Here is a 25,105-nt window from a genome sequence, read left to right on the forward strand (position 1 = left end):
GTTTTTCCTTGATTTGTCTCCCCCACCTGCCTGAAACAGGACCGGGCAGCTTGCAGTATGGAGAGTGTTCATGCGTGTTGTTGTAATCGACTACAATGGCGGCAACCTGGCTTCTGCTGCACAGGCAGCACGAAGGGCCGCAGCCCTGCGAGGGCTGGAAGCCGACATCGCCATCTCCCGCAACGAGGCTGACATCCTTGCTGCCGACCGTCTCATCCTGCCTGGCCAGGGTGCCTTTGCCGACTGTGCGAAAGGGCTGGACGAGGGCGCTCTCCGCCCCCTGCTGGAAAAGGCAACAGCAGAAGGCACGCCCTTTCTCGGCATATGCGTGGGGATGCAGCTCATGGCCCAGTACGGGCTGGAACATGGCCGCACGGAAGGGCTGGGCTGGATTGATGGCCACATCGCTCCCATGGATGACAGTACCCGACAGGGATTCCGGCTGCCGCACATGGGGTGGAACACTCTCTCTTTCACACCCGGTGCCCATCCGCTGACAGAAGGGCTTGAGCCGGGAAATCACGGCTATTTTGTCCATTCCTATGCCCTGGTGGACGCCCGGGCAGAAGAAACCATCGCCACGGCGGATTACGGCATGACCATTCCGGCCATCGTGGCCAGGGGCAACCGCTGCGGCACACAGTTCCACGTGGAAAAAAGCCAGGATGTAGGTCTGACCATCCTGGGCAATTTCCTGACATGGCAGCCTGGCTGATGCAGGGACGGCCATGGAACCAGCCTCCAGACAGTTACCGGGCCGAACGGCTGGGCCACACCATCAGCGAGGATGACCTCGAAAGCCTGATGGAAAGCACCGTGGCCGCCATTCTGGCCGAGGGCGTGTTCGACTGGCACACGCCCCCTGAAAGTGCCGTCCTGAGGCGTTTCTTCGAGGGCCTCCTGCTGGTACCGGACCGGGACGTCTTCATCGTCCGGGCACCGGATGGCAGCATCTGCGGGGCGGCTGTTCTCGCTCATGCCACGTCCCGGTCCGAAATATACGGTGCCAGCGCCACCATCACCGCCTTTTTCATCGTTCCTTACGAGCGGGGAAAAGGTCTGGGCGCCCTCCTCATGGAGGCCATCATCAACAGGGCACTGACCCGGGGCGCCAAGGTACTGGACTGCCGTGTGCGTGAAACACTGCACGACGCCATAACACTGCTCACCTCATTCAACTTCACCCACTGGGGCACACACCCCTATTTTGCACGAATCGGAGACCGGACAGTGCGCGGACTATTCTTCTCAAAACTCCTCGTCCCTGAAGAAAGAGCCATGCAGTGGCAACCTGCCGGCACACCGCTCTCCGTGCCACACCATGGCCCCGCACCGGGCGGAACCCTCCGCAAACCGTTGACCCTCTACCCGGCCATCGACCTCAAGGGCGGGGCCTGTGTCCGCCTGCGGCAGGGGGACATGAATGCTGCCACCCATTATTCCGACAATCCTCCTGCCCAGGCCAAGCTGTTCGAACAGGCCGGGTGCCGCCACCTCCACATTGTCGATCTGGACGGCGCCTTTGCGGGCCGGTCGGCCAATGTGAAGGCTGTGGAGGACATCATCGCCACCACATCTCTTCCTGTCCAGCTCGGCGGAGGGCTGCGGGACATGAAAGCCATTGAACGCTGGCTGGAAGCCGGTGTCAGCCGGGTCATCCTTGGTTCTGCCGCCGTGAAAGACCCCGGCCTTGTCCGGCAGGCCGCCCGTGCCTGGCCGGGCCGCGTGATCGCCGGGATCGACGCCCGGCAGGGCCGTGTTGCCACCGAAGGCTGGGCCGAAGTCTCCGAGCTGACCACCACCGACCTCGCCCGCCGGATGGAAGAGGCAGGCGTCGCCGGAATCATCTTCACCGAGATCACCCGGGACGGCATGCTGGAAGGTCTGGACATTGATCAGACGGTCGAGCTGGCCCGCCATGTCTCCATCCCCGTCATCGCCAGCGGCGGCGTGGGCACGCTGGACCATCTCCGGGCCCTGCGACAGGCGGCCGATGAAACGCCCGGCATCACCGGCGTGATCGTGGGGCGCGCCCTGTATGATGGCCGCATCAATCTGCCGGAAGCCCTGTCCGTACTGGAGGGATCATGCTGAAGCTACGTGTCATCCCCTGTCTCGACGTCCATGACGGGCGGGTCGTCAAAGGAGTCAATTTCGTCTCCCTGCGGGACGCCGGAGACCCGGTGGAACAGGCCCGCCTCTATGATGCCGCCGGAGCGGACGAGCTGACCTTTCTGGACATCACGGCCAGCTCGGACAATCGGGACACCATTCTTGACGTTGTCGAACGTACCGCCGCCGAAGTCCGCCTGCCCCTCACCGTTGGTGGTGGCGTGCGACGCTGTGCGGACATCCGCAGACTTCTGCTGAGCGGTGCCGACAAGTGTGCCATCAACTCCGCCGCCATCCGCACGCCAGAGCTCATCAATGAAGCAGCAGAACGGTTTGGCAGCCAGTGCATCGTCGTGGCGATAGATGCCCGCTCCGATGGCCATGGCGGATGGGAGGTCTACGCCAAGGGCGGACGGGAACCAACCGGACTGGATGCCGTCGCCTGGGCCGAGCAGATGGCCACACGGGGAGCCGGAGAAATCCTGCTCACCAGCATGGACCGTGACGGTACACGGTCCGGCTTTGACCTTGATCTGCTGGGAACCATCTGCAAACGTGTTTCCATTCCCGTCATCGCCTCCGGTGGTGTGGGGGAACTGGCCCATTTCGTGGAAGGAGCCCGGGCGGGTGCCAGCGGTCTGCTGGCCGCCAGCGTGTTCCATTTCGGCCAGTTCAGGATCGGTGAGGTCAAACAGGCCCTGCACGATGCCCGGCTGCCCGTCAGGCTGGGCCGCTAGGGACTGGCATGACAAAGGACAGGAAACATATGGCCCAGAATAATACCCCCTCCCGTGAGACAGGCCGCAAAGAGGTTCTGGAACGACTTTACCATACGGTTCTGGCCCGCAAGGGAGCCTCACCATCCGTCAGCCATTCGGCCCGTCTCATGGCCCGGGGGCGGAGCAAGATTGCCCAGAAATTTGGCGAAGAAGCCGTCGAATGTGTCATCGAGGCCATCAAGGGCGACAGGCAGGGCCTCATCAGCGAAAGTGCGGATGTCCTCTATCATCTGATCGTGATGTGGGTTGATGCGGGCATTGATCCGGCGGATGTCTGGGCCGAGCTGGAACGCCGTGAAGGCACGAGCGGCATCGAGGAAAAAGCCTCCCGGCCGAAACCGGCCTTCTGAAGGCACGGCTCATAGGTGGGTTGCCTCCCCCTCCCTTGACTTCCCCCCACCTCACTCCCCAATCATGGAGGAAGAGGAGGAACCCATCTTATGCCGACCGCTACCCCCGCTTACGATCCCAACAATGTCTTCGCCAAGATACTGCGGGGAGAGATTCCCGCTGAACGTGTCTGCGACAGCAAACATTCTTTCGCTTTCTACGACATCTCTCCCCTCGCCCCGATCCATGTTCTGGTGATCCCCCGTGGCGCCTACACGGACCTGCACGACTTCATCTCCCGTGCCAGCGATGAAGAGATTCTGGATTTCTGGAAACTGGTGGACAAAATTTCCGCCGAGCAGTCCCTCATCCCCAGCGGGTTCCGCCTCATCAGCAATGTGGGTCGTGACAGTGGACAGGAAGTGCCGCACTTCCACGTCCATCTTCTGGGTGGGCGCCCGCTCGGCCCCATCCTGGCGGCTGACCAGTAACGGCACCGCCCCATCCGGGAAAGCCGCCTCTGGGCGGCTTCCCCCCCTTTCGGGACTGGTTGGAAAACCTTTTTTTACAAAAAGTATCTTTCCCTCTTGCACTTCCCCGCCGTTCCCTCTAGAGAGGGCTCACGCCTTTAGTCCCGTTCGTCTAGAGGCCTAGGACACCGCCCTCTCACGGCGGCAACACGGGTTCGAATCCCGTACGGGACGCCAGACATTTCATGAAAACTCTGAACAATCTGGCCTGACAGGCATCTCTTGGACATCATCCTGACGTACCATTCTTCCCCTTGGTGGGCAGACACGGAGTGCGCCTGCCCACCCGGTTTCAGAACGAGACCTTACTGCATCTCGCCCAGAACCTCGGCCATGACGGGAGCATCATAACGTGGTGCGGCGACCTCCAGATAGGTACCCTGCCCCGGCCTGACAGCGTCCAGAGCCTGACGCAGAGCCCTGGGTGTGCTGATGCGCTCGCACTGCCAGTCCTTGCCGCCGAACCCACGGGCCAGAGCCGTGTAATCCCAGCTGGCAATGTCATTGTAATAACGTTCCCCGTCATCACAGAGCAGACGCTCGATCAGATAGCCATCATTGTTCAGGACAAGGATGAGCGGATGACAGTCAAAACGGGCAAATTCACCGAGAGCCTGTACCGTCAGCTGATGTGACCCTTCACCAGTCAGCAGGATGATCCGCTTGTGAGGGGCTGCGATGGCCATGCCGAACGCCGCCGGCGTGGCCCAGCCGATGGACCCCCACAGGCTCTGCTCCTCATAGTCGACCCCTTCAGGCAGACGGATGAAGCCCATGCCCATGGCGACCGTCCCCGTCTCACTCACGACGATATCCCCGGCCCGGAGATGATCCCGTATGGCGGCATAGAAGGTATGGGTTCTGATCACCCCAGCATCCCCTTCGTCAGCCTGCCGAGGGGGCAGTTCCATCCCCAGATAGCCGGGACCGGCGGGGCAGGATACGGTATCGGCCAGATCGGCCAAGGCTTCGATCACATCGGCCAGATCAACGGCATGAACGGCACCATCACCAAAGCGCACCTCATGCGCCATGACACTGATGATGCGTTCCGGGTCCAGATTCTGGGTGAAAAGCCCGGTGTTGAAATCCGTCATTTCAGCACCCAGCGTCAGGACGAGATCGGCCTGCTCCACAAAGTCGGCGACATCTTCCTGCACGAGATGCCCGCCATACATCCCCACAAACCCTTCAGCCTGTTCATCCACCACGCCCTTGTCCATGAACATGGTGGCATGGGGCAGACCGGACCGGCTGAGGAACCGTCTCATCGCCTCCCGGCAGCCAAACCGGGCCGTCAGGATACCCGGCAGGACACAGGGAGACGTGCTGCGCTCCAGCTCGGCCATGATGCGCCGTGCCACGATGGCGGCCTGTTTCCCGCTCCGCACTTCCGGAAGGGCCATGTCACCATCAGGCATGACCACATCATCATGAGCTGCATCGAACGGGATGCCAATATAGACCGGCCGCCGCTCCCGGCGCAGCGTGGCCAGAACACGTTCCAGCTCCTGCACGCAGTTCTGGCCATCCAGAATGGTACGGGCACAGACGACATGACCGGCAGCATCATAAAAGGCCGTGGTCTGCCCGTTGCCCAGGGTATGATGCACAAGCCGCTTTTCATCCAGCACGGCCCGCTTGGGCAGGCCAACCAGATGGATGACCGGCAGATGCTCCGCATATGCCCCGGCAACGCCGTTCATGGCACTCAGCTCGCCAACGCCATAGGTCGTGTTCAGGGCCGCAATCCCCCGTATGCGGGCGTAGCCATCGGCCGCATAGGCGGCATTCAGTTCGTTGGAGCACCCAATCCAGCGCATGTCCGCCCTGGCCGTGATGGCGTCATTGATCGGGAAGGCATAGTCACCCGGGACACCGAAGACATGCTCCACACCCAGCCGGGAGAGCTGGTCCAGAAGATAATCGACAACCTTTGCCATCGTACGTTCCTTTCATCATTGGCACGTCAGTCCGTGCCTCTGAGGAAAGCCTATCCAGCCCATCTTCAATATGATAATATTATATTTCTATACAGACTATAGCCTTTTCCCTATGCCATACCCCCAACTGACCCTCCGGGAACTCCACTACTTCATGGCCGTTGCCACACAGGGCAGCTTCAGCCGTGCGAGTGACCAGCTGCACATCAGCCAGCCTTCCCTGAGCATGGGCATCCGCTCTCTGGAAAACAAACTGGACGTCCGCCTTTTCGAGCGGTCCCACAAGACCATCACCCTGACGGAAAAGGGCAAGACCTTCTTTCTTCATGCTGAACGTCTGCTTGAGGCCGAACAGAATCTTCACCGGGCGATGGCGGATGATTCAGGCCCCCTGAAGGGGACGGTCCATCTGGCACTCCCACCCATATTGGGGGCGATCTATTTCCGTCCCATCATCCGGCAGTTCTGCAGCCTCTATCCCGATGTCGTGCTGAACATCGAGGAACATCCCTCCGACAGGCTGGTGGCCCAGCTTCTCGGCCATCACACGAACATCGCCGCCCTCATAGGGCCTGTCCAGAACAGGCAGCTGCGCACCATCCCCTTTGCAGAGGCAGAACTCTGCCTGCTGATGGCCGACTCACACCGGCTCGCAGGCCGGGAGAGCTGCTCCTTCACGGACATTCTGGATGAGAAGATCGTCCTCATGAATGAGAACTTCAAGATAAACCGTTTCATCTCGGAGGCCTTTGCCAGTCACGGGGCCGCACCCCATGTCACCGGGCGCACGGGTGACACAACCCTCCTGCTGACCATGGTTCAGGCGGGTGTCGGCGTCACCATCATTCCGGCGGCCTTCCACAATCCGGCCCAGAATGACGGGCTGTACTGCTGCCCGTTGCAGGACCCGACCATCCGCATCACCATTTCACTCGCTGTCCGCCGCAACAGCCCCCTGAACAAAGCCGAAGAAGCCTGGTTGCAGACCAGCTTGCCCTGACCCCCTGCCCGAGACGCCTGCAAGCACCAACATGCCCCGGCCTCCATTCGGCTCTCCCCGGCACAAGGACAATTTTCCAACGCATGGTTTATAAAAGCCATGAAAAAGACAAACATTCCACCTACATCACGACCTGCAGTCGCATGGTCTCTGACTGCCTTCCTGCTGGTATCAGAATACTATCTCTGTAGAATGATGGAGTCTCCGTGGAAAAACGCACAAAAGAACCCATGAGCCCGAGTGCCGGGTCGCTCTGCTCGATACTCCTTACAAATAACGAAAAATATCCATTGAAAACCATTCATGAAGACTTTATGAAGGCTAAATATCAAATAAAATTTTTAATTAGCAATGTATATATTCTCTTCAATGCAAATTTTACAAAAACTTCTTCACTACAACCACATATTGCATCCACTATAAAATTACTTATCCCAACAAGTTGTTTGGATTTAACAAAAATGTATCTTGAATTTCTTTAAAGTGTTCCTTAAGCAAGAGTAAACCCAGTCTACTTCAGTCATGATCTGTACGTCCCGTCCGTACATCTCATCAGACGGACAGAGCAGCGTGTGCAACATCTACAGGAAGGTGCGATCACAATGACAGACCTCAACTTTTCGTACGGGAAAACGACATCTGTCACACTGGCCCCCTCAGAACAGGTGCCAGCCTATGGGCGGAAGGCATCTTCTTCCATGAAGGTATCGGCCAGGATTGCGCTGCTTCTGGCAAGCGTATCGTCCTTCTCCATCATCAGCACACCTGCACGTTCGGATGATACGGCACAGTCCCAGCAAGGCGGTACTGTCCGCACCTTTTCCCCTGCTGCTGGAGAGACTGATACAGTCACAGACACCATTACGGATGGTAAAGGAAACACCCCCCTCTCCGTAGAGCAGGCTGGTGCGGGGACGACTGTCCTTTCCGCCGCCAACAGCTATACCGGGGCAACAGACATCACGCAGGGGACGCTGGCTCTCTCCGGCAATGGCAGCATCGCCAATTCCAGCGGTGTCACCGTGGACAAGAACACCACGTTCGACATCAGCGGGAGCAGCTCCAACGTCACGGTGCAGGACCTGTCCGGTGCAGGCAATGTCACTCTCGGCCAGAACGGACTCACCCTCTCATCAGCCAAGGCTGGCAGCCCCTATGACGGCGTCATCTCCGGGACGGGCGGCCTGACCGTTGACGGCGGGTCCAAGACCTTGACAAATGCCCAGACCTACAGCGGTGATACCAGCATCAACAACGGGGCCACCCTTGCCCTGACGGGCAATGGCAACCTCGCCAACACCCGTGTCCAGCTGAACAACCGGGATGTTTCCGGCCCTTCAACCTTTGACATTTCGCAGGCCTCACACCCGGTTGATGTCCAGTCCATCATGTGGGGCAACAATGGCGCTGTCGTCAATCTGGGCAGCAACACGCTCAACATCACCAACAGTGGCTCCAATGATACAAATGGAGCGACCTTCAAGGGGGATGGAGCAACCCTAAATGTTTCGGGTCAGAAACAGGGCTTCAACGGCACCATCACCGGCAATACCAGCCTCGTCGCCAATGCCAGTATCGTTGACATGTATGGCAGCAAGCAGTTCGACTACACAGGCAGCACGACCGTCAACAATGGCAGCTCGCTGCATGTGTACGGTGCTGTCATCGGTACGCCGCAGGTCACTGTCAGCAACGGTGGCAAGCTGGATGGCACGGGCACCATCGGTTCCTCAGGCAGCACGACAACAATCGAACAGGGTGGGAGCATCAACCCCGGCACGCCTGCTGCCTACCGGCAGACCCTGTCCATCGGCAATGATCTCACAACCCGGGGCACATCCGATTTCAGCGGTCTCCAGGACAATGGCTCCAGCAGACTTTCCAATGGATCCATCTCTGTCGGTGGCAACCTGGATCTGGGCGGAACAGTCAATGCGGTTGACCTCTCCTCACAGCAGGGCTCCGGTGTCCAGACTCTCTTCCGCTACGCAAAGCAGCTGACAACCAGCAATCCAACCCTGAATGTATATCAGTTCACGGGAGATGAGACTGGCAAGCCCTTCCTGTCACCAGACACCAAGGGTACGAGCTACCTTCAGACAGGCAACCATCAGGTCAATCTGGTCACGGCCAATGCCGGGGACAATCTGGCGTTCTGGAATGGCAGCAAGACAACTGCTGATGGCCAGATACGGGCAGGCGATGGTACCTGGTCCCAGGGGGCAAACAGCGCCACCAACTGGACCACGGCCAACGGCAGCCAGAGTTCCGCCTGGCAGGGCAAGGAATACGCCATTTTTGGCCAGCCTTCCGATGATGCCATCCAACAGAGCAAAAACGCTGCCCAGAACGTGACGGTGGATGGCAATGTCGATGTGGCTGGCATGCAGTTCAGCCAGAATGCCCGCCCGTCCTCCTATTCCGTCATCCCCAAGGATGGAAACAGCTCCATCACACTGTATGGCAACCGCTATACGGACAAGGAGCACCCGGACAAGCTCAACCGGTATTTCTACATCACCGACAGCACAGGCCAGTCTGGCACCCAGACTGATGCTGACATCAAGCAGTACGAGCAGAACAACGGTACCCTGGTCAACAAGTCAGGACTTGTCTCCACAATCCGTGTGGGGGATGGTTCAGGCTATGGTGACACCAACCTTGCCATCATCAAGACACCCATCAAGGATGATCCCAGCAACCCGACGACCCTCGTAAAAACGGATACGGGTACGCTCGTTCTGGACGGCAACAACAGCTACAATGGCGGAACCGTCATCACCAATGGTGTGCTGGAAATCACCTCCGATGCCAGCCTGGGCGCCCAGAACGGCACTCTGGGCATCAGCGGGGGGACGCTGCGGATCGGCCAGGACCTCGCCACCAACGCCAACCGCAATACTGTTCTGGGATATAACGGCGCCACCATTGACCTCAATGGTCATACTTACGACAACAATGGCTCCATCGTTGGTCCCCGGGGGGCCAACATAGCCATCAGGAGCACCACGGACAATTCCGGGCTCAGCACGGCCCTGCAGAATGCTGGCGGCCCCCAGAGCGGCACTGTGCCGGTGCTCAACCTCAATGCCGACAACACCTATCTGGGCAGGACGGACATCCAGGGCAACTGGGGTATTGGTGGGTCCAATGTCGTTGTCAATGCCAATGACAAAACCCCATTTGGCACCTCTGACAGCACAACAAAAGGTGGCGACCTGAACATCACGGCAGGGGCCATCGTCAACATGAATGGCGGGCAGGACAAATCTGCCTCCATGGGCAACCGCAATGTCGTCATCAATGACAACAGCGCCCTGTATTTCAACAACAGGAGCGTTGCCGACACGGCCAACATCACGAACACGAACAACGCCAGCGTCACCTTCAGGAACGACAGCTCGGCCTCTCAATCCACCATCAGCAATGCCGGGCATGTGTTCTTTGCGGACAATGCAACAGCAGACCAGGCCACAGTCCAGAACAACAGCGATGGGGCCACTGTTGATATCACGAAAGCGACCAATGGTGTGTCCATCGGCTCCCTGTCCGGCAATGGCAACGTGTCTCTGGGCGACCAGACACTGACAGTCGGTGCCCTCAACAAGGACGACACTCTTTCCGCCATCATATGGGATGCTGGCAACCACAAGGGATCCGTTGTCAAAACGGGAACGGGCACCCAGACACTGACAGGCAACAACAGCTACACCGGCTCCACGACCGTCAACAACGGTACCCTTGCCCTCGCTGGCCAGGGTACCATTACCAACTCCTCCTTTGTTGATGTCAACAAGGGGGCAAAGCTGGACATCAGCCAGTCCGCCAATGACCAGAATCTGACCGACATCCGGGGTGGCGGTGATGTGGCTCTTGGTGACCACTCCCTGTCCCTGACGCAGGCTGATTCACAGCACAGCTATGATGGTGTCATCTCTGGAACCGGCGGCCTGAAAATCCTTGCCGGGGAAAAAACACTCACCGGGCAGAATACCTACACAGGTGATACGGTCGTCGCCCAGCAGGCAGGCCTGACCCTGGATGGCGGAAAGCTCGACAGCCAGCTGTTCAATAACGGCACGTCCGTTCTCCAGAACGGTGCCGAGATAACGAAGACAGTAACGAACGACCATGGCGGCACGCTGACGGCACATGACGCAAAACTGGCGGACATCACCAACGGCAGTACGGCCGGGCAGATCCTGCTCGACAGGGGGACAACCGCCTCTGGCACGCTGGCTGCTTCTGATGGCCAGTTCACCATTGGTGAAGGTGGGGCCAGTGTCGGCTCTCTCTCTGGCAGCAGTAAAAGCACGGGTACCCTCAATGACACCCTGACCATCACCAATGGTCATGACGGCTATAACGGCACCCTCTCCGGCAATGGTGGCCTGAACATCACCGGGGGAAGTGGCGAATATCTCAACGGCCAGAACACCTATGCCGGGAAAACCCATGTCGGCCCCAATGCCAACCTCACCCTGCAGGGAAGCATCGCCGGGGACCTCAACAACGATGGGCAGACCTACATCAACCCCAACGCAACAACGGCAGGCAGGGCCAGTGTCGGCGGGAAAACAACCAACACGAACCAGCTCACCGCACAGAGTGCCATCCTGGGCAATGTCAGCAACAAGAGTGGCACCACAACCCTGCATCAGAGCACCACGCAGGACCTTACCAACGAGGCCGGCACAACAACACTCGACCGCACCACGGTAAACGGGCAGACTACGAATTCCGGCACACTCACCACCTCTGCCTCAAAACTGGGTGACATCAGCAACAACGCCGGAACAGCCACGCTGGATGGCAACAGCACTGCCGGGCATGTCACCAATGCTGCTGGAGCCAGCTTCACCCTCCAGAACAGCGGAACGATCAGCTCTGCCGACAACCAGGGCTCCATGACACTGGGGGCCTTCAGTACAGTTTCAAGAGATGTCACCAATACTGGCAACGGGTCCCTGACGCTCGACAACAGCACCATCAACGGTACCCTCACCCATAATGGCCAGAGTCTGACCGTCACGGACAAAAACGCCTCTGTCGGTTCTCTCGCAGGAAACGGCAACGGCACGCTGGATGGTGCCCTGCATCTCACCAATGCCCATGACACCTATAACGGTATCCTCTCCGGCAAGGGCGGGCTGGCTCTTGACGGGGGGAAAGAAACCCTCACGAACCATCAGGCCTATACCGGCGACACAACCGTCGGGCAGAGTGGTGACCTGACCCTGACAGGCTCCCTTGCCGGGGCACTTGTCAATGGCGGCCACTCCACTCTCCAGAACGGTTCCGCTGTCAACGGAGTGGTCACAAACACCAATCAGGGCTCTCTGGAAGCACATGGTGCTGCCTTGGGGGCTGCCACAAATACCAGTACGGCCGGGACGCTGCTGCTCGACCAGGGAACAACCATTGCCCACACCCTTGCTTCTGATGGTGGCCAGATTACCATCGGTCAAGGCGGCGCCAGTGCTGAATCGCTTGCAGGCACGAACAGTGACGCCAAAATCACGCTCAATGACACCCTGACACTCACCGGTGGGCATGATGGCTATAACGGTACCATCACCGGCACGGGTGGCCTGACCATCCTCGGGGGCGGCAAAAACGACATCCAGAGCACGGGTGAGTATCTCAATGGCCACAACACCTATACAGGTGAAACCCATATCGGCCAGAACAGCTCCTTCACCCTGAAAGGCAGCATCACCGGGGACCTCAGAAACGAGGGTGATACCTACGTCAACCCCAATGCCAACACCGCAGGCCAAGTCAGCATCGGCGGGACGACGACCAATACACACCTTTTCACGTCGCAGAATGCCATTCTGGGCAAGGTCATCAACAATGATGGCACCACCACGCTGAATGAAAGCCAGACCAAGGACATTGACAACAATGCCGGGGAGACGGTCCTCACCGGCACGACGGCAGGGGCCATCACCAACGCCAAGGGAGCCACCTTCACAACCCAGCAGAGCCAGCATTCCGACGGCACGACAGTCAACAACAGTCTCGCTTCCGCCGACAATGCGGGCACGATGAAACTCGACCACACCACGATAAACGGGCAGACCACGAATTCCGGCACACTCACCACCTACAACTCAAGGCTGGGTGATGTCAGTAACAACGCCGGAACAGCCACGCTGGATAGCGGAACTACCGCTGGCCATGTCATCAATGCTGCTGGGGCCAGCTTCACCCTCCAGAACAGCGGAACGATCAGCTCTGCCGACAACCAAGGCTCCATGACACTGGGGGCCTTCAGTACAGTTTCAAGAGATGTCACCAATACTGGCAACGGGTCCCTGATACTCGACAACAGCACCATCGACGGTACCCTCACCCATGATGGCCAGAACCTGACCGTCACCAGCAACAATGCCTCCGCCGGGTCCCTCGCAGGAAACAGCAACGGCACGCTGGATGGCACGCTCATCCTGACAAAGGCCAGTGACACCTACGCCGGGTCTCTTTCCGGCAATGGTGGCCTGACCATCGATGGCGGGACGGAAATCCTGACAGGTGACAGCACCTATTCAGGCCCGACGATGATCCAGAACCAGGCAACTCTGGAAGTGGATGGTCGTAATGGTTCCAGCCCGGTTTCCGTCGGCAATGGCGCAACTCTGCGTGGTACCGGCACCGTCGGCTCAACCCAGACTGTCTCCGGTGCTACGGTCGCCCCCGGTGCGATCGGCTCTGATGCGCTCTCCACCCTGCATGTCAGTGGTAACCTGACCATGGCCAAGGGCTCTGTCCTGCGGATCCGCGGGACGAGCGATACGACGGGCCAGACCATTGACACGGCAAAAGGCAACGGGTTCCATGAACTCACCTCCGACCGTCTGGCTGTCACGGGCACGGCTTATCTGCAGGGCGGGACTCTGGACCTCCAGCTGAAGAATGCAGGCGCAGGCCTGACATATGGGCAGGCTTACCGTGTCCTGACGGCATCCGGCGGTGTCAACGGCCAGTTTGACGAAAAACTGTCGAGCAATCTGGCACCCCAGTATGCCTATCTGGACCCAGCCTTTGCCTACAGTGCCGATGCTGTTGACATCGTCCTGCGCCGCAATGCCAGCTCGTTCAGCACGGTAGGTGAAACCCGCAACCAGATTACCACCGGCCAGGGGCTGGACCATCTCGCTCCCAGCTCGGCGCTCAGCCAGGCCATGACAGGCCTGACACGGGACCAGGCACGGCGGGCGCTGGACAATCTCTCCGGTGAGCTGCACGCCTCCATCCGTACGGCGCTGATTCAGGACAGCTTCTACATCCGCAATGCGGTGATGGACCGTCTGGCAAACAGCGACTGCGATTATGGCCATAATGGCCAGAGCCTCTATGACCTGAAGACGCATAAAAAGAATGGCGCCTGCTATTCCGACCATGCTGTCCTGTGGGGGCAGGCTTACGGAGCCCTCGGCCATAACAGCGGGGATGGCAATGCTGCCCTCATGCACCACAACACGGCCGGGTTCATCATGGGGGCGGATGCGCCGATCAACCGCAGCAACTGGCGTGTCGGCGGGCTGCTGTCCTATGGTCACTCCCAGTTCAACATCCAGCGGGGGCGCTCCTCCTCCGGCAACAGCAACAACATCACTGTTGGGGCCTATGCCGGGACACACTGGGGCCGCCTGAACCTGCGGCTGGGCGCTGCCTATAGCTGGAATGTCATCAACACCCGTCGGCATGTCGCCGTTGGTGATTATGGCGGGCGCCTCAGCAGTGGCTATCTGGGTGGAACTGCACAGACATTCGCTGAACTGGGCTACAAGATGCGCACCGGGCGCGGCGTCTTCGAGCCGTTCATGAACGTGGCGTATGTGAACATGCAGACCAACAGCTATCATGAGCATGGCAACGAGGCCGCCCTGCGCAGCCGTGGGACGGATACGGGGGTCACCTTCTCAACCTTCGGTTTCCGTGCCGCCACGACGCTGAATATCGGCCGGACGATCTTCATGCCGCACCTCACGGCAGCCTACCGCCATGGCTTCGGTCGCCTGGGGTCCCGCCAGCATGAGGCCTTTGCCACGACAGGCGGGACCAGCGACATGGACGTCGCCGGTGTTCTGCTCTCCAGCAATGCGGCTGTCGTGAATGCTGGCATGACGGCCCGCCTGACTGATCGTATTGATCTGGATCTGTCCTACATTGGCCAGTACGGCAACCAGTCGACCGAAAGCGGTGCAACGGGAACCTTCAAGATGAAGTTCTGATCCCGTATCTCCGGTATCGCAGACAGAAAAGGGCGGACCACCATGGTCCGCCCTTTTTGTTGGGTGTGGCTCCTACCAGCTGCCCCCTGGGGATACGCCTGCCCACAGTACAGAACAGACCGTAACAGACTGGACCTGTGCAGGTAATTATGAAGGACTGGCTTAATCTCTGATAAGGGAACAGCCCCTATCTTCAGACGGTTTCCACGAAAAAACCGGATACCACCCAAGATAGCTGCTCATGATTGTCGCACAGAACCAGACCATCACGTACACTCCCCAATCCCGTAAAGCTGTCATCAACACCACGCTTTTCATGCCTGACAACCTGTCGTTGCCACAGGAGGATACGTTTTTCGCCTTTCAGGGAGGGTCACTGGTCATCTCACCGGCATCATGGAATGGCACCGTCAGCTCTTCTCTCATGGCTGCCCCCCATTCCCTGACCATAGACCCCGGAACAGGTGGACAGCTTGCTCTTGATTACGGAGGGCTGAGCGGTGCCTCCCTCCAGACCAATCTTTCCCTGGACCTCCATCTGGTCAGCCCACCACCATCCGGCTTCACATTCCAGTTCACATTTTCCGGCCAGACGACATCCAGAACAACAACACGGCAGCGCTACGATGCCTCGGCCAACCAGACCATCATCCAGATGAACGAGGATTACAGCTTCTACAGCACGGTCCATGCAAACATCTTCATTCCCGGCAATCCATATGGCCTCCCGCAGGATGGACGCTGGTCCCCGTTCACACCTCCGGCACCACCACAAACCAGTGCGGATGTTGTCTGCTACCTCGCAGGCACATTGATAGACACCCCCCAGGGCCCCAGACCCATTGAGGAGCTGAGGGCCGGTGATGCCATCCATGTCTTCCGGAATGGTCACAAACACATCGAACATCTCCGCTGGAGTGGCTGGAAATCCGTCACACCCACCTCGTCTGACGACTGGCCAATACGCATCAGACGCCACACATTCGGGGAGAACTGTCCCTTCCGTGACCTCTACATTACCGAAGAGCACTGCCTGCTGCTGAAAGGCAGCTTCATTCCCGCCCGTATGCTCGTCAATGGCAGGACGATCCTGCGGGAAGAACGGGACAGCTACGACATTTACCACATCGAGACCTATGAGCATCGCATCATCAGTGCCAATGGTGTCCTGTCCGAAACATATCTGGACACGGGCAACCGCCACAGTTTCACGACGCCTGAAGCAGCCCTGTCCATTCCCTCCCCAGCGTCCTTCCACTCCCGCCCCAAAGACTGGCAACAGGACGCCGCCGCCCCGCTGAACGTGGATCGGGCCTTTGTCGAGCCCCTGCATGCTGCACTGGCAGAACGGGCAACCCGGCTGGGATTCCCACCGGAAACCGCCAGACCAGCTACCACGGACGACCCGGCCCTGACCCTGCTGGACCCACAGGGGACCGAACTCGCCCTGTATCAGCGCAATGGCGGACACTACCTGTTCTGGCTGAAAAACAGTCCATCCTTTCTCACCATCAAGTCCCGGACAAGCCGGCCGGACAGACAGATTGGCCCTTTCGTGGATGACAGACGAACCCTGGGCGTTCTTGTCGGCGAGATAACGCTCGTTCAGCCTGATGGAACCGACATCCCCCTGACATCACACCTGACAGCCGCCCCGAACACAGGATGGGATGTTACAGAGCCTGTTCCATGCCGCTGGACCACCGGGGCAGCCCATCTGCCACTGCCTGACATGAAACAGCAGAATGGCTGCCTGCTGAAGCTCGAGATACTCAGTGCAGGCCCCTATGCTCTTGCCTGACAACCCACTGAAAACACATAAGGGGATGGCCCATACGGACCATCCCCTCACAGAGAGCCTGCCCTGACTGGACAGAGACCCTACCCACGGCCATCCCTTGCGGGATGACAGGGATCAGATCAGACGTGTGACGAAGTTCACAGCCTGCTGAATGCCCGTCCCTACGAGAGACAGGATCGTACGCAGAGGATGCTGCAGGAAATTGCTAAAAGCAGAGGTAAAGCTCTGGATAGGAGACAGCAGCTGCCCAAGACCACCAAGGCCACCAAGATTGAAACCGGCAGCAGGAGCAGCAGCCCCCTGCGGGTAGCTAACGGCCGGGATCGTATTGGTATTGGCAGCCGGGGCCAGAGCGGCCAGCGGGTTCTGTGCGCCGCCACCAAGACTACCAAGACCACCAACCAGACCACCAATCAGGTTGCCCAGACCAAAACCACCAGAAACGCTGTCCAGCTCGCGGTTGCTGAGAGCTCTCATGTCAAGTCTCCACACACTTTCTATTAAGGAGTTGGAAGCCCCATATGCGTCTTCCGATGTCATAAATCCATATTCACGAAATACAGTCAACAGGAAAATGATGAATTCTTCCAGTTTAACTTTGTAATAACTTTAAATGCACAATTTATTTTATAATTTTACTTTGTATTTTTTTTAACATTTTGATCATATATTCGTATTTATATACATTTTATTTTAATAATTAAAATTAAAATACAAAAATTTAAAGTTGAATTATGAAAAATTTTGCTAAAATTCCTTGGAACATCCAATAAACAGACCCACATCACACCCTACAATTAATGAATGGTAATATATATGACTGTTCATACACGCTCATGAAAAAGATGAAGAAACAGCAGACCATTGTCATGCTCTCCTCTTCAACACCCCAAAAGTCTCCACATACAGTCTTCTGAACCATCGGCCCGAAGCGATTCAGTCTCTCCTGACGCCAGCTGGTCAATGTTGCCAACAGCCACCCGAATCCTGCACGGGGGCCACTACGGACAAAAATCATACGATTCCCGATGAGGCTGCCGGCCCCCGTGAAGAAAGCAACGCCATTCCCTCCCCACAGATAACGGCAGCACAAATTCGAAACCCTGCGCAGGAATGTCACCAGCCCCAACGGGACGGTATGGCTGTTCACAGGAACCCCTGCCGTCTCATCCAGAATTCGGCCAGAATGGGCCACTGCCCTGTTGATCCATTCCTGCGCCCCAGACCAAAGCCATGACCCCCAGTTGCAAAACGGTGGTCTTCACAAGGTCGCCCATGCCGCTGATAGGCCTGCAACAGCAACGTCTCCTGCTCAGGTGACACGATCGGATCATCCAGCGCATGAGCCATGAACAAAGGCGGCGCATCATCCCGGACATGCGATGGCAGAGACCAGCGGACAGCCCGTTCCACTGTCGGATTATCCCCCAGACACACCCGACTGGTACGACTCCCGGTAAAAGGAGGCGCAACACTGACAACCGGATAAAGCAGCATCAGCAGGACCGGTGGCGCATCATGGTCCTGCAAAGCTGTCAGACCCAGCAGGTGCCCCCCGGCAGAAAAACCCATGAAACCCACACGCCGCACATTACCACTTCCACCAACCTGCCCGGACCGTAACAGATGCAGGGCCTGTCTGGCATCCGCCAGTGGGGCCCCCATGCCTTCAGCCCATCCCTCGCCTGGCAGACGATACAGAAGAATGGCAACAGTCACACCCAACGAGACCAGCCACCGGGCCGCAGGCAAGGCTTCATGTCCTACGGCAATATGCCCATAACCACCACCTGCTGCGATGATGACAGCCGATCCATTCGGATGGACGGGCCGCATGACATGCAGACCCGGCACATGAATACCGTAAACACGCCCTCCCCGCGCAACACGGGGCTGCTCCATGGTACCAACCTCCGGCCAGAGAGGATAAAAGCCAGACTCATCATGCAGCATGGCCTTCACAGGGCATGTCCCTCGGGCCAGACCACGCCTGCCCCCTCCCGCAGAGACCGCCAGGGAAAGAGCGGAACAGCCTTGCAGAAACTGGCGGCGGGTGCTCATCTGTCGGCCTCTTTTCCTTCTGACGACGACACGGAAACCCTACCTGCACCCCCACCGTGCGGAAACATGAAATATTCATGACATCTCCGTAAAAGAGAGCTGAAACCTCTCCTGAACCCGGCAAGAACCCTACTCTTCCGCCGCTTGTGACCCGATTGGCGGTGCTGTTTCCGCTCCCCGTGAATTACGGTAGGTTAGCCCGCCTGAAAGGGGACAGACACATGATGCGCCAGAAGCAGCATATCGTGCAGCGTTATGAAGATGAGCTGCTCCATTTACGGTCCCTGATGGAGCAGATGGGGGGACTGGTAGAGCATCAGCTCTCCCTCATCCTTGCAGGCATTGCCGAGAATGATGGCCGGACAGCCCTTCAGGCAGCACGGCAGGATGATGAAGTGGATGCACTGGAACAAAAGGTGGAAACACTCGCCATCCGTCTGCTGGCCCTGCGCAGCCCCATGGCGGCAGATCTGCGGGAGATCGTCGCCTGCATCCCCATGGCTGGCGCCCTGGAACGCATGGGCGATTATGCCAGCTCCATCGCCCGGCGCCTCAGCCAGATGGAACAGCCCCTTCCCCGCCCCGCCCGCCTCGCCCTGAGCGAAATGGGACGGCTGGTGCTGGAGCATCTCCGCCGCATCATGGATGCCCTGGCCCACAAGGATGACAGTGCCGCCCATGCCATCTGGGCCGCCGACCAGCTCGTGGACAAATACTGTGAAGCCATGACGGCAGATTCCCTGGAACAGATGACCCGTCATCCCCATACCATCCGCCTCCATATCTCCCTGCTTTTCATCATCAGGAATCTGGAACGGATCGGCGACCACACCACCAACATGGCCGAACGTGTGGTCTTCATGGTCACGGGGGCTACGCTGCCCCCGACCCGCCCGCATGGCCATGACAGCCAGCCACTCCCACCCGGACAGGAGTCCCCCAGCCCATGAAACCCCCTGCCAGCCCCCAGAAAGGCTCTGTTCTTGTCGTGGAGGATGAACCCACCCTGCGGGTCCTTCTGGAACACAGCCTGAGGCAGCGGGGCTATCAAGTCAGCACCGTCATGGATGGCGAACAGGCACTGGCCTTCCTCGAAACAGAACGACCGGACGTCGCCCTGCTGGACTGGATGATGCCCGGTCTCTCCGGGCTGGAACTCTGCCGCATCATCCGGCAGAAACCGGGGCTGAAGGACCTGCCCGTCCTCTTCCTCACGGCCCGGACGGACGAGCAGGACGTCATCGCCGGGCTGGACAACGGCGCTGATGACTATCTGACCAAACCATGCAGTACCGACAGGCTGGATGCCCGCCTGCGGGCCCTGCTTCGCCGCACACGCCCCGTACAGGACATCGTGACATTCGGCCCCCTTACGCTGGAACCGGAGAATCATCAGGTCACACGGGCCGGGCGTCCCATCGCCCTGGGGCCAACCGAATACCGCCTGCTGGAACTCTTCATCCACCATCCCCGCAAGGTCTTCTCCCGGGAAACCCTGCTGGAACGTCTGTGGGGCCCCAACGTCCATGTGGAGATACGCACGGTGGACGTTCATATCCGCCGCCTCCGCAAGGCGCTGAATGAAACGGGGGAAGCCGACCTCATCAGGACCGTACGGGCCGCCGGTTATGCGCTGGATGATGGCACCATCAGCCAGCACGGCCCATCCTCCGGCTGATCCGTCTCATGGCCTCTCCGCTCCTGCCAGAGATCATCACGGCAACCTGTGCCTGCCTTGCCCTGACGGGCTGGGCCATGGTCTGGCACCTGTCCCGGCGCCCCCACGGCACCACCCGCCCCGACAGCCCCAGACCATCTGCCCCACCCCCGGGCAGCGTTCTGCCCTTCCATGAGGCCACCCTGCTGGTAGATACCATCCCGGGCATGGCCCTCATTCTCGGCTCCGTCGGACAGATCATGGCCTGCAACGAGGCGGCACGGACCCATTATGGCAACAGCCTCGGGGCGCTCCTTCGCCACCCCACGGCACACAGCACCCTGCATAGCGCCCTTCATGCTCCCCCAATGGATGATGGCCTTCCTGCACCCTGTTCAACCACCATCAGGCTGGATGTTCCCGTAAAATGCTCCGTCCATCTCGCCATGCGCAGACTGCCCGGTGCAGCAGGACGGAACAGCCTTGTCCTCGTCCTGCTGCATGACCGCAGTCTCATTCAGGCTGTAGACCGCATGAGAGCCGACTTCGTGGCCCACGCCAGCCACGAGCTCCGCACACCTCTGGCCTCCCTCACTGGCTTCATCGACCTGATGAAAGAGGGAGGCGACCAGACCGATCAGACATCCCGCACCCTGTATCTGGAGATCATGAGCCAGCAGGCAACACGGATGCAGCGGCTGATCGACCGGCTGCTCTATCTGTCCCAGCTTGAGATGAAAGGCCACCACCACCCCCGGGAAGAGCTGGAAGCAGAAGAACTGTTCGCCCTTGTGCTGGGCGAAGTCACCCCACGTTTCCAGCACGACAGCCGCAGGCTGACCGTAACGCAGGAAGACAGCCTGACCCTGCTGGCCAACCGGGATGAAATGGTGCAGGTTCTCCTCAACCTCATCGAAAATGCCATCCGGTACGGCACAATGCCGGAACGGACCCTGCACGTCCGCCTTCACGCCAGACGGGCCACCCCGGCCGAAGGACCGACCTCCTCCCTGCCGGGACTCCTGATCACGGTGGAAGATAACGGCCCTGGCATTGCCGCCCACCATCTCCCCCGCCTTACAGAACGCTTCTACCGCATCACGCCGCCATCCGACTCCAGCCATGCGGAGGCCGGACAGGGTACGGGGCTGGGGCTGGCCATCGTCCGACAGATTCTGGAGAGACATGGTGGGCAACTGCACTTCACCAGCACGGTTGGGCAGGGAACAACCTGCCACGTCTGGCTCCCGGCCGCCCCACTCCCACAGGACCAGGCAGCAGGAAAATGACAGCCCCCCTTGCAGACGGACGCTGGCCAGCCCCAAGTTGGAAGACAAGGCAGCAACCGCCTGCACAGGCCCATGAAACAGGGAGACCCTGCGTGCCCTACATCACCACCAGCGACCATGTGAAACTGCATTACGAGGATCACGGCCAGGGACGCCCCCTGATCATGATCCATGGCTGGACCTTTTCCAGCCGCTTCTTCCACCGCAATGTCGGGTCATTCGCAAAACAGTATCGTGTCATCACGCTGGACCTGCGAGGGCATGGAGAATCCGGGAAACCGGACCACGGCTACCGTATCGCCCGTCTGGCAGCAGACCTCCGGGACCTGCTGGAAGCACTGGAGATTGAAGACGCCACCGTGCTGGGCTGGTCCATCGGCTCCCCCATCATATGGTCCTATCTGGAGCTGTTCGGCCGGCACCGGCTCCGCAGCGCCATCTTCGTGCAGCAGACACCAAAGCAGTTCTTCGCCCCGGACTGGAAGCTGGGCCACGCCACCTGCTACGACGGGGCCGGGCTGACCTTCCTCCAGCAGCAGCTGGTTTTCAACCGGTCCGCTTTCGACAGGCAGAACCTCTCGGACTGCCTCAGCACCAGTCTTCCCGAAGACGAAAAGGCCATGCTTCTGGAAGAAATGGCCAAATGTCCCAGCCAGGCAGCCTCTCTCATGATGGCCGACCACACGACCCAGGACTGGCGAGACGTCCTGCCCCATCTTGACCTGCCCTGCCTGATGATGATTGCCGGCAAAGACAAGGTTCTTCCGGCTGCGGGGCCCCGCTGGGTCGCCGAGCACATGCCGCACTGTCAGGCCGTGGAGTTTGAAAACAGCTCCCACATGGTCTTTCTCGATGAGACGGAAAAATTCAATCAGACGGTTCTCACCTTCATGAAAGAAGGAGCAGCAGCATGAGTGGTTTCCCCTTCGCCTTCGGAATGAACGAATTCACAACCCAGCCATGGCCCTTTGAGGAAGACATCCAGCGCTATGCCGCCTTGGGCGTGGAGACAGTTGAGCTGTGTGAAAGCAAGCTGGATCCGCAGCGGGTGGAGGAACAGATGGCGCTGCTGAAAACAAGCGGCCTGAAGGTCAGCTCCTTCCAGCCTGCCGTCCGTACCTTTGGGGCCAGCAAAATGATGCCCTACCCCCAGGAGCCTGAGCGCCGCCTTGCCCGGCTGGAAGAAAGCATGCGCCGTTACGCTCCCTACACCCAGGGGGTGCCGTTTGTCGTCAATACCGGGGCCCCTGAGAATGGCGATGTTCTAGGGTGCATCACCCGCACGATCGATGCCCTGCGCCGCCTCTGCCCTCTGGCAGCGGAGCTGGGCATCACCCTCTCACTGGAGCCACTGAACCCGACCTCCATCAATTACGAGACGGCCATCTGGACCATCGATCAGGCTCTGGACATCATCAAGACCGTGGACCATCCCGCTCTGGGGCTGTGTCTGGATTACTGGAACATCTGGCAGCAGCCAGAGGCCTGTGCCGCCATCCGCCGTGCAGGGGCACTCATCAATGTCGTACAGATAAGCGACTGGCGCACGCCACGTTCCGCCGCAGACAGGCGCATACCCGGCAAAGGATGCATCCCCCTCCATGAGCTTCTCCACGCCACATGGGATGCCGGATTCCGGGGCGCCTGTGCCGTGGAGATTTTCTCTTCCGACGTGCCGGACAGCCTCTATGAGGGCGACCTCTCTGCCCTGATCACCCAGTGCCGGGCCGCACTGGAGCATATCTGGACCCATCCCGGCGCCGGATGAGCCTGCCATCAAGGCCATGGGAAGACCCTCCTGCCGTGGCCCTGTGTGCATGGCAGGCACTCCGGACAGTTTCCTTCATAACAGCGTCTGATATTTGTTTCATAATCAGAATAATTTATTTTTTAAGGCTTATCTCCGGCACAATTCTATCCCATAAAGATGGAGTGTCTTACGCAATGAGGGTCCGTTTCCATGCTCAGCCTGTTTGACCTGTTCAAGATCGGGATCGGTCCCTCGTCGTCCCATACGGTCGGCCCCATGCGGGCGGCACAACGCTTTGCCGATGTCTTGGCGGACCTGCCTGACGGCCCGCTGGAAAAAAGTCCGGCCCGCATTGTCGTCACCCTTTATGGCTCCCTGGCCCTGACAGCCGAAGGACACGGCACCATAAAGGCCGTCCTGCTTGGCCTTGCTGGCGAAACACCGGAACATGTCGACCCTGACGCAGCAAAAAAGCTGGTCCAGCACATTGAAAGCACGCATCTGCTGAACCTCAATGGCACGAGCTTTTCCTTTGATTATCAGACCGACATCTGCCTGGACACGGCCACCATCCCGCCCATCCATCCCAACACCATGCAGTTTGAAGCCTTCGGGCGGGATGGCACGCTGATAACCCGCCAGCGTTTCTGCTCCGTTGGCGGGGGATTCATTACACCAGAGGAACAGGCACGGACGATGTCCTACTCCCTGCCGGATGTCCCCTTCCCTTTCCGCAGTGGTGCAGACCTCCTCGCCCACACAAAACGACAGAACACCGATATTGCCAGCATCATGATGGCCAACGAGACCGCCACCCGCCCTCTCTGGGACGTGGAACGCGGCATGGACAGGATTGCCGACACGATGCTGGCCTGTATTGAAGCCGGGCTGCACAATACAGACACCCTGCCCGGTCCCCTGAAAGTCCAGCGACGGGCGGCCAAACTGTATGCACGCCTCCAGGCCAAAACCAATGCTGCCCCGTCCCCCCATGGCGTAATGAACTGGATCAGCCTCTTCGCCATTGCCGTCAACGAGGAAAATGCTGCTGGTGGACGGGTCGTGACCGCCCCCACGAATGGCGCTGCGGGCGTCATCCCGGCTGTCATGCGCTATTATCGGGACTTCTGCCCCGAATATACGACCAACGGGCTGCGGACCTTCCTCCTGACAGCAGCAGCCATTGGCGGGCTGTTCAAGCTCAATGCCTCCATTTCCGGGGCGGAAGTAGGCTGCCAGGGCGAGGTCGGCGTGGCGTCATCCATGGCAGCAGCAGGGCTGACGGCCGCCCTGGGTGGTACGCCGGAACAGTGCGAACATGCTGCGGAAATCGCCATGGAACACCATCTGGGCATGACATGCGACCCGGTGGCCGGGCTTGTGCAGATCCCCTGCATCGAGAGAAACGCCTTTGGAGCCGTCAAGGCCATCAATGCTTCATCTCTGGCCATGAGTGATGACAGCGGGGCGCATTATGTCTCGCTGGACCACGTCATCAAGACCATGGCCGAAACCGGACGTGACATGAACCACCGTTACAAGGAAACCGCCCTGGGCGGTCTGGCTGTCAACGTCCCGGCCTGCTGATGGTTGCTGGAACCGCTTGCCTGAAC

At 59.1% G+C, this 25,105-nt stretch carries 17 protein-coding genes and 1 tRNA gene; 15 read left to right on the forward strand and 3 right to left on the reverse strand.

Annotation, left to right across the window (positions count from 1 at the left end; genetic code table 11):
* Positions 1 to 70: 70 nt before the first annotated feature.
* The 6 genes from hisH to CO583_RS04685 all read left to right on the forward strand — a co-directional run bounded on the left by hisH (position 71) and on the right by CO583_RS04685 (position 3,928).
* On the forward strand, positions 71 to 715 hold the full coding sequence (hisH, locus tag CO583_RS04660) for an imidazole glycerol phosphate synthase subunit HisH (protein ID WP_043562021.1): 645 nt from the start codon (positions 71 to 73) through the stop codon (positions 713 to 715).
* Positions 700 to 2,094, forward strand: coding sequence for a 1-(5-phosphoribosyl)-5-[(5-phosphoribosylamino)methylideneamino]imidazole-4-carboxamide isomerase (gene hisA / locus CO583_RS04665; RefSeq protein ID WP_227449767.1), 1,395 nt, complete (start codon positions 700 to 702; stop codon positions 2,092 to 2,094). The genes hisH and hisA overlap by 16 nt, the downstream gene beginning before the upstream one ends.
* Positions 2,088 to 2,849 (forward strand): imidazole glycerol phosphate synthase subunit HisF, encoded by a 762-nt coding sequence (hisF, locus tag CO583_RS04670; RefSeq protein WP_248630295.1) that lies wholly within the window; start codon positions 2,088 to 2,090, stop codon positions 2,847 to 2,849. The genes hisA and hisF overlap by 7 nt, the downstream gene beginning before the upstream one ends.
* Positions 2,850 to 2,878: 29 nt before the next feature.
* Positions 2,879 to 3,241 carry a phosphoribosyl-ATP diphosphatase gene (locus CO583_RS04675; RefSeq protein WP_052349243.1) on the forward strand — a complete coding sequence of 121 codons (363 nt, stop codon included), beginning with the start codon at positions 2,879 to 2,881 and terminating at the stop codon, positions 3,239 to 3,241.
* A gap of 90 nt (positions 3,242 to 3,331) precedes the next feature.
* Complete coding sequence (locus CO583_RS04680) at positions 3,332 to 3,712, forward strand: HIT domain-containing protein (protein ID WP_043562011.1); 381 nt, start codon at positions 3,332 to 3,334, stop codon at positions 3,710 to 3,712.
* A 140-nt stretch (positions 3,713 to 3,852) separates the two neighbouring features.
* Positions 3,853 to 3,928: transfer RNA gene (locus CO583_RS04685), tRNA-Glu, on the forward strand.
* Between the two features lie 128 nt (positions 3,929 to 4,056).
* Here CO583_RS04685 and CO583_RS04690 read toward each other — a convergent pair.
* Positions 4,057 to 5,694, reverse strand: coding sequence for an alpha-keto acid decarboxylase family protein (locus CO583_RS04690; protein WP_248630294.1), 1,638 nt, complete (start codon positions 5,692 to 5,694; stop codon positions 4,057 to 4,059).
* Positions 5,695 to 5,806: 112 nt separating this feature from the next.
* Here CO583_RS04690 and CO583_RS04695 point away from each other — a divergent pair, with 112 nt between their 5' ends.
* From CO583_RS04695 to CO583_RS04705, 3 genes are all read left to right on the forward strand, one after another.
* Entirely contained in the window at positions 5,807 to 6,694 is an 888-nt protein-coding gene (locus CO583_RS04695; RefSeq protein ID WP_043562005.1) for a LysR family transcriptional regulator, read from the forward strand.
* A gap of 602 nt (positions 6,695 to 7,296) precedes the next feature.
* Entirely contained in the window at positions 7,297 to 14,934 is a 7,638-nt protein-coding gene (locus CO583_RS04700; RefSeq protein WP_249103197.1) for an autotransporter-associated beta strand repeat-containing protein, read from the forward strand.
* A 241-nt stretch (positions 14,935 to 15,175) separates the two neighbouring features.
* A complete protein-coding gene (locus tag CO583_RS04705; protein ID WP_052348938.1) occupies positions 15,176 to 16,735 on the forward strand; it encodes a Hint domain-containing protein in 1,560 nt (519 codons plus the stop codon).
* A 114-nt stretch (positions 16,736 to 16,849) separates the two neighbouring features.
* On the opposite strand, the gene CO583_RS04710 is transcribed toward CO583_RS04705, so the two are convergent.
* Both CO583_RS04710 and CO583_RS04715 read right to left on the reverse strand, forming a co-directional pair.
* Complete coding sequence (locus CO583_RS04710; RefSeq protein WP_248630846.1) at positions 16,850 to 17,212, reverse strand: hypothetical protein; 363 nt, start codon at positions 17,210 to 17,212, stop codon at positions 16,850 to 16,852.
* Positions 17,213 to 17,881: 669 nt separating this feature from the next.
* Positions 17,882 to 18,796: an alpha/beta hydrolase gene (locus CO583_RS04715; protein ID WP_248630845.1), complete on the reverse strand. Its 915-nt coding sequence runs from the start codon at positions 18,794 to 18,796 to the stop codon at positions 17,882 to 17,884.
* Between the two features lie 221 nt (positions 18,797 to 19,017).
* Here CO583_RS04715 and phoU point away from each other — a divergent pair, with 221 nt between their 5' ends.
* The 6 genes from phoU to CO583_RS04745 all read left to right on the forward strand — a co-directional run bounded on the left by phoU (position 19,018) and on the right by CO583_RS04745 (position 25,079).
* Complete coding sequence (phoU, locus tag CO583_RS04720) at positions 19,018 to 19,746, forward strand: phosphate signaling complex protein PhoU (RefSeq protein ID WP_227449759.1); 729 nt, start codon at positions 19,018 to 19,020, stop codon at positions 19,744 to 19,746.
* The gene (locus CO583_RS04725) at positions 19,743 to 20,474 is read left to right on the forward strand and encodes a response regulator (protein WP_043558620.1); all 732 of its coding nucleotides are present in this window, start codon (positions 19,743 to 19,745) and stop codon (positions 20,472 to 20,474) included. The genes phoU and CO583_RS04725 overlap by 4 nt, the downstream gene beginning before the upstream one ends.
* Positions 20,475 to 20,482: 8 nt before the next feature.
* Positions 20,483 to 21,742 (forward strand): cell wall metabolism sensor histidine kinase WalK, encoded by a 1,260-nt coding sequence (locus CO583_RS04730; RefSeq protein ID WP_248630844.1) that lies wholly within the window; start codon positions 20,483 to 20,485, stop codon positions 21,740 to 21,742.
* Between the two features lie 92 nt (positions 21,743 to 21,834).
* Positions 21,835 to 22,656: an alpha/beta fold hydrolase gene (locus CO583_RS04735; RefSeq protein ID WP_248630843.1), complete on the forward strand. Its 822-nt coding sequence runs from the start codon at positions 21,835 to 21,837 to the stop codon at positions 22,654 to 22,656.
* The gene (locus CO583_RS04740; RefSeq protein WP_248630842.1) at positions 22,653 to 23,510 is read left to right on the forward strand and encodes a sugar phosphate isomerase/epimerase; all 858 of its coding nucleotides are present in this window, start codon (positions 22,653 to 22,655) and stop codon (positions 23,508 to 23,510) included. The genes CO583_RS04735 and CO583_RS04740 overlap by 4 nt, the downstream gene beginning before the upstream one ends.
* Before the next feature lie 192 nt (positions 23,511 to 23,702).
* Positions 23,703 to 25,079: an L-serine ammonia-lyase gene (locus CO583_RS04745; protein ID WP_043558632.1), complete on the forward strand. Its 1,377-nt coding sequence runs from the start codon at positions 23,703 to 23,705 to the stop codon at positions 25,077 to 25,079.
* Positions 25,080 to 25,105 lie beyond the last annotated feature (26 nt).

It is taken from the genome of Parasaccharibacter sp. TMW2.1882 (genome assembly GCF_023337635.1).
GTDB classification, from domain to species: domain Bacteria; phylum Pseudomonadota; class Alphaproteobacteria; order Acetobacterales; family Acetobacteraceae; genus Bombella; species Bombella apis.